General features: G+C 52.3%; 12 protein-coding genes. 3 read left to right on the top strand and 9 right to left on the bottom strand.

Annotation, left to right across the window (positions count from 1 at the left end):
- The first annotated feature begins 299 nt into the window (after window positions 1-299).
- The gene (locus ACNKIB_RS13625) at window positions 300-2,099 is read left to right on the top strand and encodes a S8 family serine peptidase (protein ID WP_417911117.1); all 1,800 of its coding nucleotides are present in this window, start codon (window positions 300-302) and stop codon (window positions 2,097-2,099) included.
- Between the two features lie 302 nt (window positions 2,100-2,401).
- Here the strand turns inward: ACNKIB_RS13625 and ACNKIB_RS13620 are convergent, their stop codons facing one another.
- Window positions 2,402-3,511 carry a M24 family metallopeptidase gene (locus tag ACNKIB_RS13620; protein ID WP_417911116.1) on the bottom strand — a complete coding sequence of 370 codons (1,110 nt, stop codon included), beginning with the start codon at window positions 3,509-3,511 and terminating at the stop codon, window positions 2,402-2,404.
- A 116-nt stretch (window positions 3,512-3,627) separates the two neighbouring features.
- On the opposite strand from ACNKIB_RS13620, the gene ACNKIB_RS13615 reads away from it, so the two are divergent.
- Window positions 3,628-4,785, top strand: a complete 1,158-nt coding sequence (locus tag ACNKIB_RS13615) for a tyrosine-type recombinase/integrase (protein ID WP_417911115.1) — start codon at window positions 3,628-3,630, stop codon at window positions 4,783-4,785.
- Window positions 4,786-4,938: 153 nt separating this feature from the next.
- Here ACNKIB_RS13615 and ACNKIB_RS13610 read toward each other — a convergent pair whose 3' ends face one another.
- The 6 genes from ACNKIB_RS13610 to rpsU form a co-directional block, all read right to left on the bottom strand.
- A complete protein-coding gene (locus ACNKIB_RS13610; RefSeq protein ID WP_417911114.1) occupies window positions 4,939-6,123 on the bottom strand; it encodes a pyridoxal phosphate-dependent aminotransferase in 1,185 nt (394 codons plus the stop codon).
- 60 nt (window positions 6,124-6,183) lie between these two features.
- The gene (locus tag ACNKIB_RS13605; protein WP_417911113.1) at window positions 6,184-7,113 is read right to left on the bottom strand and encodes an FAD-dependent thymidylate synthase; all 930 of its coding nucleotides are present in this window, start codon (window positions 7,111-7,113) and stop codon (window positions 6,184-6,186) included.
- Between the two features lie 528 nt (window positions 7,114-7,641).
- Entirely contained in the window at window positions 7,642-8,340 is a 699-nt protein-coding gene (locus tag ACNKIB_RS13600; RefSeq protein WP_417911112.1) for an alpha/beta fold hydrolase, read from the bottom strand.
- Window positions 8,341-8,345: 5 nt separating this feature from the next.
- Entirely contained in the window at window positions 8,346-8,927 is a 582-nt protein-coding gene (gene pgsA / locus ACNKIB_RS13595; protein ID WP_417911111.1) for a CDP-diacylglycerol--glycerol-3-phosphate 3-phosphatidyltransferase, read from the bottom strand.
- A 139-nt stretch (window positions 8,928-9,066) separates the two neighbouring features.
- Window positions 9,067-9,975: a site-specific tyrosine recombinase XerD gene (xerD, locus tag ACNKIB_RS13590; protein ID WP_417911110.1), complete on the bottom strand. Its 909-nt coding sequence runs from the start codon at window positions 9,973-9,975 to the stop codon at window positions 9,067-9,069.
- A gap of 75 nt (window positions 9,976-10,050) precedes the next feature.
- Window positions 10,051-10,242, bottom strand: coding sequence for a 30S ribosomal protein S21 (gene rpsU, locus ACNKIB_RS13585; protein WP_417911118.1), 192 nt, complete (start codon window positions 10,240-10,242; stop codon window positions 10,051-10,053).
- Window positions 10,243-10,474: 232 nt separating this feature from the next.
- Between rpsU and pgm the strand changes: the two genes are divergently transcribed.
- Window positions 10,475-12,112, top strand: coding sequence for a phosphoglucomutase (alpha-D-glucose-1,6-bisphosphate-dependent) (gene pgm / locus ACNKIB_RS13580; RefSeq protein ID WP_417911109.1), 1,638 nt, complete (start codon window positions 10,475-10,477; stop codon window positions 12,110-12,112).
- A gap of 339 nt (window positions 12,113-12,451) precedes the next feature.
- Here the strand turns inward: pgm and ACNKIB_RS13575 are convergent, their stop codons facing one another.
- Both ACNKIB_RS13575 and ACNKIB_RS13570 read right to left on the bottom strand, forming a co-directional pair.
- Complete coding sequence (locus ACNKIB_RS13575) at window positions 12,452-14,005, bottom strand: tetratricopeptide repeat protein (protein WP_417911108.1); 1,554 nt, start codon at window positions 14,003-14,005, stop codon at window positions 12,452-12,454.
- Window positions 13,995-15,068 (bottom strand): hypothetical protein, encoded by a 1,074-nt coding sequence (locus tag ACNKIB_RS13570; RefSeq protein ID WP_417911107.1) that lies wholly within the window; start codon window positions 15,066-15,068, stop codon window positions 13,995-13,997. Before ACNKIB_RS13570 ends, ACNKIB_RS13575 begins: the two co-directional genes overlap by 11 nt.
- Window positions 15,069-15,080 lie beyond the last annotated feature (12 nt).

Raw genomic sequence — 15,080 nt, 5'->3', positions numbered from 1 at the left:
TGCCACCTTACTCTCCTGATCTTAATCCGATTGAGCATAAATGGGCGCAGGCAAAAGTTCTCAGGAAAAAATATCGATGCTCGGTTGAGGAGCTTTTTCAGAACGATATAATATGATCTTTTTATATCGCTACAGCTATATGACTCAAAGTACATAACAGGCTCCAGCCAGCCTCGGCAGCCGAAGAAAGGTTATCGAGAGCAGGAAAACAAAAATATTGCATTGCAGTTGAATATATGGTAACGCAACAACATGTTACATTCCACGCTGCCAAACGAAAAAGTTAGGGAGATTGAATTATGAAAAAATGGAAATTGTCAGCTGCCGGAGCTGCATTCTGCACAGCACTGTTTCTGTGCTCAGATGCCTCAGCAGTAGTAAGCAAACCAAGACAGTCTTCCGAAAAAGAGAAGAAGCTGAAAAAACTCGATCCTGTCCCAAATCAAGTTCTGGTGTCCTTCAAACCTGGTATTTCAGCAGTTGATATTGGCGCATCGCACAGTAAGACGGGTGCCAAGGTTCTTAAAAAACTGAATCGGCTCGGCATTGAACTGGTGGAAGTGCCGGACGGTAAAATGGCAGATGCCATCAAAGCCTACAAGAAAAATCCCAAAGTGGCGTTTGCCGAACCGAATTACCGGCGCACCCTGACCACAACTGAAGGAAGCCTACCTGCACCGTATAACGTTCCCAACAACTTTACTGAACAATGGCACCTGCATAACACCGGACAGGGATTCGGCGCGGTCTGCTCGATTGATCCAAACACCTTTGAATATGTATGCGTTGCTCCTGCCTACTGGGGAATCCCAGATGCGGACATTGATGCGCCAGAAGGTTGGGGACTTACTCATGGCAGCTCTGATGTCAAAATAGCCATACTCGACAGCGGGGTTGAATGCTCACATCCTGATCTTAATGGCAAATGTGTCGAACAAGTAAATTTTTCTTCCAGTCCCAATGCTACTGACTTCGTTGGACATGGAACCCATGTCGCCTCCATCGCCGCAGCTAAAACAGATAACGGCATTGGAACGGCCGGAGTAGCATGGGAGCCAAGAATTGGTTCGCTTAAAGTTTGCGCTGAAGTGGAAATTATACCAGGTTACTACGGTGCCGATTGCCAAGATGTTGATCTTGCAGAGGCCATCGTTTACGCTGCTGATCATGGCTATCAGGTCATTAACATGAGCATTGCTGGCCCAGAAGATTCAGCAGTAATTAGAAATGCTGTTGATTACGCATGGGGCAAAGGTGCTGTTCTGGTGGCTGGAGCAGGAAACAACTCCGACATGATCGTGCAGTATCCTGCTGGATATTCCAGTGTCATCAGTGTTGCCGCCACAGATCATTATGACAACCTTTCATCCTTTTCCACTTTCAATAAAGATTGGGTCTCCGTCGCCGCCCCCGGAGGTGCACTTTCTATGATTGACGGAAAAGGAACTATTTTTGCGGCAGTTCCTGCATTATATTGCAGCGGAGACACGGATTGCTATGACTGGAAATCCGGCACTTCTATGGCGACACCAGTAGTGTCCGGCATTGCGGCGATGGTGTGGAGCTATATTCAAAATCCAACCAACGCGAAAGTGCGGGAGTGTATCGAAACAACTGCACAACAAACTGGTGCTCTTGGGCAAAATTTCCTCGTTTGGACAAAGCATGGCCGGGTTAATCTTCATGATGCGCTAGTTTGCATTCCAGACGACAATATTCTTCCAACCGCACTGTTCAATTCCGCTGCTACTGGCCTCAAGGTTGATTTCACCGACCGCAGCTTTGACCAGGACGGCACCATAGCGTCATGGAGCTGGGATTTCGGCGATGGAGAAACCTCGACGGAGCAGAATCCTTCGCATACTTACGCCGCTGCCGGAACATATACGATCAAACTGACCGCCACCGACAATCGCGATGGAGTGTCGGCACAGTTTACCGATGAAGTCGAGGTGTCAGACTCTCCATATTCATGTGTTGACACGGATGGAGACGGAGTTCCTGACGCAAGCGACGAATGCCCGGATACCTCAGCCAACACCCCTGTCAACTCCAAAGGCTGTCCGGCAAAGCCAAAGATAGTTGTGATCCCGTTATAAGGGGCAACAGTTAGCTGACAAAGGGTTGTTGTTCGGCAAAGAAGAGTTGTTGCCGAGCAACAAAAGGTTTCAGCTCGGCAAGAGAAGGTTCTTGCCAAATAACAACCTTCTCTTGTTTAGCAACAACCTTCTTTGGCTCGGCATAAACCTCTTGTTGCCAAGCAGAAGAAGGTTGCGGCGAAACAACAACTCTTGGTTGCCAAACAACAAAGATCTTTTGTTAAGCAACAACTTTTTGCGGCTTAACAAAAGACCTTTGCGGATAAACTGCAACAGTAGTTTAGTTGCATTTCTAGGTTGAACTACAGATCCAAACCGCTGATATCCTCATTCAACAGCTCGCAGCCTTCCTCGCGGACAACGGCCATATTCTCTAGCCGAATACCACCCCAGCTAGGCAGATAGATGCCCGGTTCAATAGTGACGATCATCCCGGCTTGCAGCTGTTTTCGGCTACGCGCACTGAGGCGCGGCGACTCATGCACAGCGAGACCGACTCCGTGCCCAAGACCGTGGCCGAAATAGCTGCCGTAGCCTGCATTGGCAATGATTTGCCGGGCCGCCTGATCCACTGCTCGACAGACGGCACCGGCTCGGATTGCCTTGGTCGCAGCAAGCTGTGCCCGGCGCACGGTTCGCAGCCGTTCAAGAAACATGCTGTCTGGTTCGCCAAGAAAAAAGGTACGGGTCATATCGGAGCAATAGCCTTGCAACACCAGGCCCATGTCGATGAGAACCAGCTCGTTCTCCTTCAGCACCCGGTTTGACGGCACAGCATGGGGCTTGGCGGCATTAGAGCCGAAGGCGACGATGGTCTCAAAGCTGGGCCGCTCTGCGCCTAGCTCCCGCATGGTGCGCTCAATGGTTAAGGCGATGTCGATCTCGGTCATGCCTGGCGCGATCATGCTGCGCACCTGCTGAAACACCTGCTCGTTGCGCAGGACAGACTGTTTCAGCAGACGGATTTCCTCCTCACTCTTAATCACCCGCATCCGTTCAATCAAACCAGTGAGCGGCACCAGGTCCACGCTTTTCCCCAGTACCTCTCCAAGTCTGCCAACCGCAGAATGAAGAAAATAATGGCTCTCAAAAGCCAATCGCTTTATCCCTAGAGAAGGTAGCAGTGTTTTAAGCAAGACAGACATCCCTTTCCGGTACAGCTCGACCGTGAAACTTACGGCCTCCTCCTTGGCTTGCAGCTCAAAGCGGGAGTCAGTCAGCAACCAGGGACTGCCTTTTTTGGGGATCAGCAGGATACCAGAGCTTTCCTGGATGTCGTGATCAACAGGGGTATAGCCGCTGAGATACCGCCGGTTTGCCGGCTCAGTGATCAGAATGGCATCAAGATTGCGGCTCCGCAACGATGCTTGCAGCTTGTGAATTCGCTGTCCGGTTACAAAGGAATCCTTCATGGTATCGACTTCTCTCTTATTTACCAGTATAGTTACGGCTATCGTGGGGAATAGGGTGGGGAGCAAGAGGCCATTAGCTTGAAGCTAAGCTAGAAATGTACTGGGAGAAATGAATCATGGCAAGCATGAAACGGTATAAAACAAACTATGCCGGGGTGTTCTACATTGAGGGCATGGCAGCCAACGGGAAAAAGACGGAGCGGATCTACTATATCCGCTACAGAAAAGACGGAAAATTGGTTGAAGAAAAGGCAGGCCGCCAGTACCAGGACAACATGACTCCTGTTAAAGCCGCAGGCATCCGCTCAGATAAAATCGAAGGCAAACAGCAAAGTAATCGCGACAGACGCAAGGCCGCTGATGAAGAGATCAGTCAACGGCGAACAGTGGCGCATCTGTGGGAAGCCTACCGCGCTTGCTTACCTGACAGCCGGTCAACCCAAAGTGATGCTGGCAGATATGCAAAATACCTGAAGCAACTCTTTGGTAGCAAAGAGCCGCACGAGCTTACTAAGCTGGACATTGACCGACTACGAACAAACCTGCTGAAAACCCTTGCACCACAGACGGTGAAGCATGTTCTAACTCTGCTGAAGAGGATTGTGAATTACGGCTGCGGGCTAGGCTGGACTGCCCCCCTGTCCTTCAAGATTGACATGCCCTCTGTTGACAACATCAAGACCGAAGACTTGACCCCAGAGCAGATGCGGAGGCTCTTTAAAGCGATGGAGACAAGCACGTGCGTTCCAGCGGCTAACATGATGCGGCTCGTATTATATACTGGTATGCGCCGGGGCGAGCTATTCAAGCTGAAATGGGATGATATAGATTTCGAGCGGGGCTTCATCCATATCCGGGAGCCAAAAGGTGGGAAGAGTCAGAAGATTCCGCTCAACAACAGCGCAAGTGCTTTGTTCCAATCCCTCGCGAAGCAGGGCGGTGAATATGTTTTCCCGGCCCAAGGTGGTGGCCAGCGCAACGACATTGCCAAGGAGGTCAGGGCGATTAGGGATACAGCTGGGTTGCCCGCAGATTTCCGGCCATTACATGGGCTGCGACATGTATATGCCACCATGCTGGCCAGTAGCGGCAAGGTGGACATGTTCACATTGCAAAAGCTGATGACGCACAAAAGTCCGCAGATGACCCAGCGGTACGCCCATTACCGCGATGAAGCCATGCAGCGGGCTGCCAACGAGGTCAGTGCCATTCTGGAGGATGCGCTGGCAATGCGGGCTGAAGAGCAAGAGGCAGTCAGGCCGGAAAGAGATTGAACAAGAGAGGTATGCGGTGGCCAAAAGGAGGAATAGTCCTATTTCTGTCGCCGATACCTCTTTTTTCTTTGCGCCTGGGAAAACGTTCTCTTCAAGATGGAGCATGGGGTGTTTTCCCACACTCAGAACGGAACTTTCTCCCAGGCCAAAGCATCATTGCCGACGCAGAGATAGCATCACCCTTTTGAAGCCCTCGCTTGCTTTGCTGATGATCTCCTCTTCGACACAGAAGGCCAGGCGAATATAGCCTGGTCTGCCAAAGCCTTGTCCAGGAACGGCCAGGATCTTTTCTTGCAGCAGCAGCTGACAGAACTCCACATCATCAATCGGGGTTTTAGGGAAGAGATAAAACGCCCCTTTAGGCCGGACATACTCAAAGCCCGCCTCATCTAAAATCTTGCAGAACAGGTCGCGCCGCTTGGCATAAATGGAGATGTCCGCGCTCACATCCTGAAGCTGGGCGACAGCCCGCTGCATGAGGGCGGGGGCGTTGACAAAGCCAAGGATCCGATTGGCCAAAGTCATGGCATTGAGCAAGGCAACCTTGTCCGGCATCTCAGGATGCACAGCTAAATAGCCAATACGCTCGCCGGGCAAAGACAAGTCCTTTGAATACGAGGACACCACAATAGAATTGACGGTCGCGGTCATGACTGAAGGTACTGCCACGCCATCATAGATAATTTTGCGGTACGGCTCATCAGCGATCAGGTAAACGGGGTGCCCAAACTGCTCGCCCCCGCTAGCCAAAAGCCTACCCAGGGCAGCAAGCGATTCTGCGCTGTACACCTGACCTGTTGGGTTGTTAGGACTATTGATCAGCACAGCCTTGGTCTTGTCCTGTAAAGCCGCTTCAATGGCTGGAAGATCGAGGTTGAATTCCGCATCCGCAGGCACGATTTTGGCAACCCCGCCGTGATTGTCAATATAAAAGGTATATTCGACAAAGAAGGGGCTAATAATAATGACCTCATCACCAGAATCGAGCAGTGCCTTCATCGCCACATTCAAGGCACCCGCAGCCCCGCAGGTCATGAGGACATCGCCTGCACTGATGGCCACCTCCTGCTCCTGTGCCAGCCGGGCTGCTACGGCCTCCCGCACGTGGGGATAACCACTGTTGGGCATGTAGGCGTGCATTCCAGGCTGAGTTGCTTGGACTAACTCAGTCAGCACCCGGTAAAATTGTCGCGGCGGCGGCACATCCGGGTTACCAAGGCTGAAATCAAACACATTCTCCGGCCCGAACTTCGCCTTCATCCGAGCACCTTCCTCGAACATTTTGCGGATCCAGGAAGACTTTTCGGCCAAGGCCAGCATCTTTTTTGCAGCACTCATTTCTAACCGTTACTCCATTATAACATAAAGAGATTGATTCCCCGTTCCACTGGGCAATGATCAGACAAACACGCCAGGAAACCGCCGCTGAAACTCCTCCCTTAGCGGCACCATCACTTCCCGCATAGACGGCTCTGCCGCTTTAGAACAGCGCAGTTTGAAGATATGTCGCCACTGCTCCAGATTAGCATAGACGATAATCTCGGTCTTACACGAATTAGGCAGCACTGTCCGTGCTGCTTGGGCTGTCGAGGTTTCGAGTAGGCGCAGATAGAGCTGTTCTGTTTCCTGCATGGCCTGCTGCCAGATGGCATATTCCGCGCTGCCTTCTTCCCAAAACATCGGCTTAATGAAGGTCACTTCGCTGCCAAACTTGTCGTCGCTGTAGCGGCAATACCGTTGTGACTCTTGCAAAAAACTGCATACGCGGTGCCGGACAATCTCGTGGGTCACGGCGCGGTTGACAACAAACTTGACCGCAAGGTACCGGTGTTTGGCACGCTCTCTCATGGGCAACCGCTCCACTTCCTCAAGCGGTACCTTACGCACGAGGATCGACGGCACAGCGGCAAGCCCACCTTCAGGCAGGATATTGCTGAAAAAATATGGGTGGCGGTCATTGAGCAAGGCACAGGTTGCCCGGATAACAGCGCAGTCTGGATGGAACATCAGCATTTCCCGGAAGGCTCGGATGCTGCCAGTAATCAGCAGGCGGTTCTCTTCGCGGCTGATGTGCAAATATTTGGGCTGGCAAAGGAAAAGCTCATAGATCGCGCTTGCCTCTGCGCAGACCTCCAGCGTGACTACGCCCATTTCTAGCACCGAGTTGTGACCATGCTCGGCCATCTTCTCAACAAATGGCAGGGCCGATTCATGCGTGATGCGATCTTCGCTCTTATAACATATCCGCCCGCAATATTCGATGCGGACAGCAAGGCTCTGCTGATCAAGATGATCAAGGACAGTAAACGACGGGGCGATGATTTTCATGTATGCAACTTTCTTGAAGGAACGTTATTTCAAGTCTGCCAATGATGGAGATTGCTCTTCTCTGGGCGTTAAGATGCTGATGCGAGGGGATAAAAGACCTGCTCCACCAGCATACGGAGCCTAGCCCGGTTTGTCAAGAACAGAGGCGGGAAACTAGATCGTACGTTTGAGAAAATCTCAAACGAGCGTTCGAGAAAAAGTCAAACGTACGTTTGAGGAATCCTCAAACACTCGTTCGAGACATGCTGGAACGTACGTTCGAGGAAGTCTCAAACGTAGGATCCAGTTTTTCTCCAACGTACGTATGTCCGAGGGACATACGTGTATAAGTCGGTCGGACTTATATACGTTGGAGGGAACGTACCATCTATATGATACCAGAAGTGTCATCTATATGACCCTAGGAGACTCATATAGATGACAGGAAAGACTCATCCTGATGACCCTGAGTGACGCATCTAGATGATACTTTCCCTCCAACGTGGATGAGAGGCAAGGGCGGGTGTGGGATGAAGAAACGAATCGGCGTTATCCACAAGGTATGATTTTCATGAATTCCTCTATCACTGCTGCTGAAACTGCTGGCTCTGACTGAAGAACGAAATGGGATGTCGGTATCTCTTTTATGACTAGGTGGGGTATCGCCTGAACAAAATCAGTAGCTACCTTTGCCGGAAGAAGCCTATCCCTGGTTGGCCGAATGTACCAGCAAGGCATCTTGAGATGCGGAAGCCACGGACGGACATCAAGAGATGAAAGCAAACGAATCCGATGAACTATTGTTTTCACGGGAACGATCTCTGCTATTCGCTCCTGCATGGATTCAAGAGATTGCCTCTTCTTTGCATTGCCAATAAAATACCGCAGCAGTAGGTTCTGAAACGGAGCACGAAAGCCGAATTCAAGAGGCAATGCGTTCATATTCAGGAAAGCGAATCGTTTGGGTAGCCGAGCAAAGGTAGCGCAAAGAAGGACTCCTTTGGCTTTGACTCTGCCTGATCCAAGAAGTGCAATTGCTACCGGCCCTGAAAAAGATTCTGCTACTATGATGTCTTGCTCTCCCGCAATCTGCTCGAAAGCGCAATCAACAGTGTCTGCAAAAGAGAGGAGCCGGTCTGACGGATATCGGATAACGGTAGCGGCAATATTGTGAGGCAGAAATCTGCGCAGAGGCTCGAAGGAGATCCCTGTTCCATCAAGACCTGGCATGAAGGTAAGCTTTAACAACAAGGTTATGCTTGATTACTGTCCTCTTCCGCCAAAAAGACTCGGCGTAGGCGGTAGAAATAGTCTGCGCCTGACCATAAGGTCAGCACCAGGGCGATATAGACCAGGAAGAGGCCGAGGTGATGTAGGAATGGGATCGGCAGGACACCGAGGGGAAAAATGAGGATGCCAAGCCCAACGTACTGGGTAATGGATTTGATCTTGCCTAACCCACTTGCCGCCACCACAATTCCGGCAGAAGAAGCAATGCCCCGCAGTCCTGTTACCAGCAGTTCGCGCGAGAGAATCAGTAGGGCGATCCAGGCGGGTAAACGATTCAGGGGAATGAGCATGATCAAGGCCGTCGTTACCAGCAGTTTGTCGGCCAAGGGGTCGAGTAGTTTGCCCAAGGTACTGACTGCGCCGTAGCGACGGGCCACGTAACCATCAAGCAAGTCAGTGACCGCAGCAATAGTGAACAACAGACAGCAGAGCACAGCCAGCCCTTTTTTCTCTTCTTCAACAAACATCAGCAGCACAGCCAGTAGCGAGGTGAGGATAAGGCGGGCAGCAGTAATCAGATTCGGTAAATGTCGCATCGGGTTCATGGTGTCGCTTGAGTTGCATTTTGGGAATGATAGCTGAAGCGTGACCAGGTCACGCCCGACAATGTACCGCGTTTTGTCAGAGGATGCTGTTGCTTTGTGCAGGAGGGAGAATTTTTCTGTTGAGAGAAGGCAATACGAATTAGCCGCGTGGGTGAAACTTCTGGTGCCCGGCCTTGAGGCGACTTTTATCAACGTGGGTATAAATTTGGGTAGTGGCAATATCAGCATGACCGAGCATCATCTGGAGAGCACGCAAATCGGCTCCGCCTGCCAGCATGTGGGTAGCGAAAGAGTGCCGCATGGTCTTGGGACTGACAGTCTTACTGATGCCGCGCTGTCGGGCCAGTTCGCCAATGATCCGCCAGAAGCGGTTGCGGGTCATGGCTCCACCTTGTTTGGTGACAAAGAGAAAACGGCTACTCCGCCCGCTCAGTAATACTGGACGGCCTTGTTCCAAATAAGCTGTAATTCTCACACCTGCCTCGGTGTTGAATGGCACCATGCGCTCTTTATTCCCTTTGCCAAGAATGCGGACATGGCCGCTGCTCAAACTGCAATCCTGCACGGGCAGATTGACTAATTCGGAAACCCGGATACCAGTGGCATAGAGCAAGTGGAGCATCGCGGCATTGCGCAACAGCAATGGATCAGTCTCGCCCGCATCAGGTGGTACGAGCAAGAGATCAACTTCGGCGACAGACAGAGTTCCTGGAAGAATGCTGCCAATCTTGGGTAGGTCTATCTCTGCTGCTGGGCTGACAGTGAGCTTTCCTTGCAAGACCAGGAAAGCGAAAAAGGAGCGTAGAGCAGAGAGTCGTCGGGCATTACTACGGGCTTGAATCTCGCGCGCAAAGCAATCTTTTAGGAAAGCCCGAACTTCAACGGCAGTGATGTGCGCTGGATCGTCTATGTGCTGCTTTTGGAGAAATTCTATAAAGAACCGCAGATCAGAACCGTAGCTATTAACCGTGTTCAGAGAGAGCCTACGCTGTACCGTGAGATGGCGCAGAAAGTGGTCAAGGCTGTCAATCAGAGGCGAGGTTTCCAACACAGAACAGCAGTGGCGAGGAGGGCAGTAAAAAAGAAAGCCCTGCCAAGTGGAACAGTGGCAGGGCCTGAAAACCTACATCCGGTTTTTAATCCGGTTGTACTTGCGCAGCTTGCGCAGGGCTTCAGCAGACTTGCGGCGTTTTTTAATGCTGGGCTTCTCGTAAGCCTCGCGCCGTTTGAGTTCACGTTTGATGCCGTCAATCTGTAGTTTCTTCTTTAACTGACGAATCGCGTACTCAAGGTCTCCTTTAACTTCAACCTCTATCATGAAAAAATCACATCCTTTGCTGAAATGGCATGTCCCATCTGCGTGTTCATCTTAAAGTGCATAAGCGGGTCACTTTATGCTAAACAGCAGAAGCTGTCAACGGCTTTCTGCGTTTTTCTGGGCAAGGCTGCCTGCCAACTGCTGTTTTTCTCTGGCAAGATTGACGAAGACGGGATACTTTTGCCGCAGCAGAGAAGCAGCACGACCAGTAAACAGCACAGGAGGAACCATGAGCACCCACCCTTTAGCAGGCCTGCCTGCCCCGCAATCGATATTAATCAATGTCCCGGAATTAATTTCCGCCTATTTTACCTTGATTCCTGATACGCAGCAGAGCGCGGAAAGAGTCAGCTTCGGCACTTCTGGCCATCGTGGGAGTGCGCTTAAGCGCAGCTTCAACGAGGCGCACATCTTGGCCATTACCCAGGCTGTTTGTGATTACCGACGTGAAGCAGGCATCAATGGCACCTTGTTCATGGGCATGGATACCCACCCGCTCTCCTGGCCTGCCCAGCTCACGGCGTTGCGAGTGCTGGCCGCCAACAAGGTACAGGTCTGTATTGCCGCTGGGAATTCGGTTTACACGCCCACACCAGTCATCTCACACGCTATCCTCACCCATAACCAGCAGGGCAGACCGCTTTGCGACGGCATCGTCATCACCCCGTCACATAATCCGCCTGCTGACGGCGGGTTCAAGTACAATCCGCCGCATGGTGGCCCAGCAGATACCGATGTGACCAGCGTTATCGAGGCCCGCGCTAACCAGCTGCTTGAAGACAATTTAGCTGGAGTAAAAATACTGCCGCTGGCGGACGCGCTCAAGGTGGAGACACTGCGTTTGTACGATTACGTGCTGCCTTATGTCAAGGATTTGACCCAAGTGATTGACATGGAGGCCATTGCCAAGTCCGGCATCCGCATTGGCGCGGACGCAATGGGCGGCGCAGGCATGGCCTACTGGCAGGCGATTAAGGCGCAATACGGCTTGAACATGGAGATTTTCCACGACACGCTCGATTCCACCTTCTCCTTCATGCACTGCGATAAGGATGGCAAAATCCGCATGGACTGCTCCTCGCCCTACGCGATGGCCGGGCTGGTGGCGATGAAGGCGGACTTTGATATCGCCTTTGGCAACGACACCGACTTTGACCGCCACGGCATTGTCACCAAGAGCATGGGCCTGATGAACCCAAATCACTACCTGAGCGTCGCTATTTCCTACTTAGCCCAGCATCGTCCGCAGTGGCGAGCTGATTTGGGTATAGGTAAAACCTTAGTCAGCAGCTCAATCATTGATCGCGCCGCCGCCGCGCTGGGCCGCAAAGTGGTTGAAGTGCCGGTCGGTTTCAAATGGTTCGTGGACGGCCTGCTCAAGGGCAAAGTTTTTTTTGGCGGCGAGGAAAGCGCGGGCGCGAGCTTCCTGCGCAAGGACGGCACGGTCTGGAGCACGGACAAGGACGGCATCATCCTCAACCTGCTGGCGGCTGAAATCACGGCGCGAACCGGACGCGATCCGGGCGAATACTATCAAGATCTGACGCAGCAGTTTGGTGCGCCGGTTTATGCTCGCATTGACGCGCCCGCCACGCCCGTGCAGAAGGCGGTGCTGAAGAAATTGCAGCCGGAGGACGTGCCGGTGAAAACCTTGGCCGGAGAACCCATCGTTGCCATTCTCACCAAAGCACCGGGCAACGGCGCAGCCATCGGTGGGCTGAAGATTGTCGCGGCCAACGGCTGGTGCGCCCTGCGGCCTTCCGGCACCGAGGACATCTACAAAATTTACGCCGAGAGTTTCATTGATGCGGCGCACTTGGCCCGGATTCAGGACGAGGCCAAGGCGATAGTGAACGGGCTGTTGTAGGATTTCGCTGGATTTCCCAGCCATTGCCACCTGTTTCCCCTGCTTTGCAAGTCGGTAAGCAAGGAGTTGTACTCGGCAGAAGAGGAGTTTTGCCAAGCCGCAAAGGAGTTCGGCTAGGCAACAAAGGAGTTTTGCTTGGCCGCACTCCTTTGCTGTTTGGCCGGAAAGGAGTGCAAGTCGGCAAGAAAGGAGTTGGAGTCGGCAGAAAAGGAATGCGGCTAGGCAACAAAGGAGTTTGGCCGAGTAGGAAAGGAGTTCTGCCGAGCCAAACTCCTTGGCGAGCGACTTACCAAGCAGAGCAAGCAGCTGGCAAAGGAGTGCGCAGAGGCCAGACTCGAATCAATCTGGCTTGGTCTTGCCCAGGTTGAACTTCTTTGCCAGTGTTTGCCAAGCCTGTAAGCCGCCTTCCCAGCCAAGTTTTTTGGCTAATTGCTCCAAATTATGCAATACGTCAGCGTAGCCGATTTCTTTGGCCAGCAGATAGGCTTGCACCCACATTTGCCGGGCTTTTTCCTCTTCTCCTTTGTTTCTGTGAAGATGGCCGATGTTGAATAGGGTGGTACAAAGCCCTGCCTTGTTGCCAGTCTCCTGACGAATTACAAGTGATTGCTGGAGAAAGTCGAGCGCGGTTTCGTAGTCGCCATGGGCCTTATAAATCAACGAGATGTTGTTAAGGATTACTCCTTCTCCTTGCTTGTCACCGAGTAATTTGCTGATCTCGAGCGACTGTTTAAGATAATTAAGTGCTGTTTCGTCGTCGCCACTGGCATAGTAAATCTGGGAAATGTTGTTGAAGATTACTCCTTCTCCCTGCTTGTCGCCGAGTACTTTGCTGATCTCGAGCGACTGTTTAAGATAGTTAAGTGCGGTTTCGTCGTCGCCAAGGGCATAGTAAATCCCGGAAATATTGTTGAGAATTACTCCTTCTCTCTGCTTGTCGCCAAGTTCTCTGCGGATGTTGAGCGACTGTTCAAGATAGTTAAGCGCGGTTTCGTATTCGCCCCGGGCTTTGTAAATTTGGGAGATGTTGTTGAAGCTTTCTCCTTCCCCCTGCTTATCGCCAATCTCCTGCTGAATTGCGAGTGCCTGCTGGAGATATTCGAGCGCGGTTTCGTAGTCACCCCGGGTATGGTAAATCTGAGAGATGTTGTTGAGACGTGCTCCTTCCCCCTGCTTGTTGCCAAGTTCTCTGTAGATGTCGAGTGATTGCTTGTACAAGGCAAAGGCATCATCCAAATTGCCCAGAGCATAATGCAGTTGGCCTGTATCATAAAGCAACTTGGCCCGGTAGGCGTTGCGTTCCGGGTGTTCATCCAGGAGCACGGTCAAGGTGTGCAGCCATTGCTCCTTTTCTGCCTTGCTTTGGCGTAAGGCTGGATGCACCTCGGTGTTGAATTCCGCCCTAAAGCCATTGCCCAGCTGCACTGCTTCCTCATCCGGCGAGGCAAACTCATAAACATTGCTGTACCAGTCGTAAAAGTCCGGCGCATACTCGGCCAGGCTGTCCAAAGCGTGGCGCGGCAGCCAAAGCACCAAAGGCCGCTTGATCGCAGCCAGCGCAGAACGCCGCCAATTGAGCTGCTGGAGGAAATGCCGCAGCTGCTTTTGCCCGCTAGGCAGGAGCTGGTCCAAGCCATGCAGGAAAACCGGGCTGGTTTCGTCTGTGCCTGACAACTGAGGCAGTAGCCAGCCGTCTAAGGTCGTGCCGCCAAAGCCCTGCTGCGGTACAGTCAGCTCAACAACGGGCCGCGCAAACTGGGTGATCACTTGGCGGGCCAGGGCCTTCCGCGCTGTTGGCAGATTGACGAGGACAAAGAAGAGGGCAAAGCCGTCTGCCCAGCTCAGAGCGCGGCATATCCGGCTGATAACGGATTCGGTGCTTTCAGGCTGCATGGTCAGCCAGCGCAGCTTTGACCCAGGGGATTTGGCGAACGATTGGGTGGATATCTGCCCAAAGATCGCCGTTCTGATACTCCAGTACTAAGCGTTGGTCAAGCAGGCGGCCCGCCTTTTCATCGCCGCCTTGGATGCGGCGAGTGCGCTGAATCCGCTGGAAGTGCTCGATATCGTTTTCGCGAATCAGGCGATCATAGATTTTACGCAGATTAGAGATAGCGCGATCCACATCAGCCGCGCCAATCTGCTCGGCTTTGGTCTCCATCGACATCCGTATCAAGTGCATCAGGTCGCGCACCACGCCGCCACTGGTCTGCGCCAGCTTGGTCAGCAGTTTAGGCCCGCCGAAGACCAAACTGGTATCCACTCGCCGTTCGACAACCTCAATCAGCTTCTTGATGCCTGGCTTATCCGTCTTGACCATCGGTAGGACGATAATGTCATCAAAATACGCCTTGAGATTTTGCTGATAGGCGAGCGAAACCGGCACGGTGTAAATGATGTGGCATTCCGGTGCCCGCAGCCGCTCGGCGTTGTGAATGAAAAGCACGTTGTAGTTGGACTGACCTTCTGAATTCAGCTCGTAGTGCATCTTCTCCATGCCGTCCACAATCAGGACAAGATCAGCAAAGCCTTTTTTGCGCACCTTTTCGCGGGCCGTACTGATCAGCAGGTTGAGCTTGTCCATAAACACACTGAGTTCCCGGCTCAGTTTTTTCCTGATCGTCTCCCGCTGGGTGCTGCCAGTCTTAATGTTGGCGGTGACGCTGGCAAACAGTTCGGCGAAAAAGGGGATTTTGCTGCCTGCTTTCGCCTCAGTTCCAACGCAGCCTTGCTTTTCCGTGCTCTTTGTCTCTTCAACAATACACTCGTCAAACCAGCTCGCGATGTTATTCAGGAGCACATCTGGCAGCGGCAGGTCTCTTTTGGCCAGCTCTTCCTGAAGTTGGCGGGCGATAGCTACCAGCACGTCAAGATAATTGAGCGAACCCAGATCAAGCAGCTCTTCCACGTCCATATACACTGTGCAGAACTTGTTGTTCTCCAGTTCCTTTTGCAAACGAAACAGCTC

The organism is Candidatus Electronema sp. PJ (assembly GCF_048287395.1).
In the GTDB taxonomy this organism is placed as follows: domain Bacteria; phylum Desulfobacterota; class Desulfobulbia; order Desulfobulbales; family Desulfobulbaceae; genus Electronema.
Note: the sequence above shows the minus strand (reverse complement) of the source record. Positions and strands in the feature narration are given on the sequence as shown.

What these genes read in the sequence shown, in the direction of transcription:
- ACNKIB_RS13625 (WP_417911117.1), top strand. Translation starts at nt 300, where the DNA reads ATGAAAAAATGGAAATTGTCAGCTGCCGGAGCTGCATTCTGCACAGCA.
- ACNKIB_RS13620 (WP_417911116.1), bottom strand. Translation starts at nt 3,511, where the DNA reads ATGAAGGATTCCTTTGTAACCGGACAGCGAATTCACAAGCTGCAAGCA.
- ACNKIB_RS13615 (WP_417911115.1), top strand. Translation starts at nt 3,628, where the DNA reads ATGGCAAGCATGAAACGGTATAAAACAAACTATGCCGGGGTGTTCTAC.
- ACNKIB_RS13610 (WP_417911114.1), bottom strand. Translation starts at nt 6,123, where the DNA reads ATGAGTGCTGCAAAAAAGATGCTGGCCTTGGCCGAAAAGTCTTCCTGG.
- ACNKIB_RS13605 (WP_417911113.1), bottom strand. Translation starts at nt 7,113, where the DNA reads ATGAAAATCATCGCCCCGTCGTTTACTGTCCTTGATCATCTTGATCAG.
- pgsA (WP_417911111.1), bottom strand. Translation starts at nt 8,927, where the DNA reads ATGAACCCGATGCGACATTTACCGAATCTGATTACTGCTGCCCGCCTT.
- pgm (WP_417911109.1), top strand. Translation starts at nt 10,475, where the DNA reads ATGAGCACCCACCCTTTAGCAGGCCTGCCTGCCCCGCAATCGATATTA.
- ACNKIB_RS13575 (WP_417911108.1), bottom strand. Translation starts at nt 14,005, where the DNA reads ATGCAGCCTGAAAGCACCGAATCCGTTATCAGCCGGATATGCCGCGCT.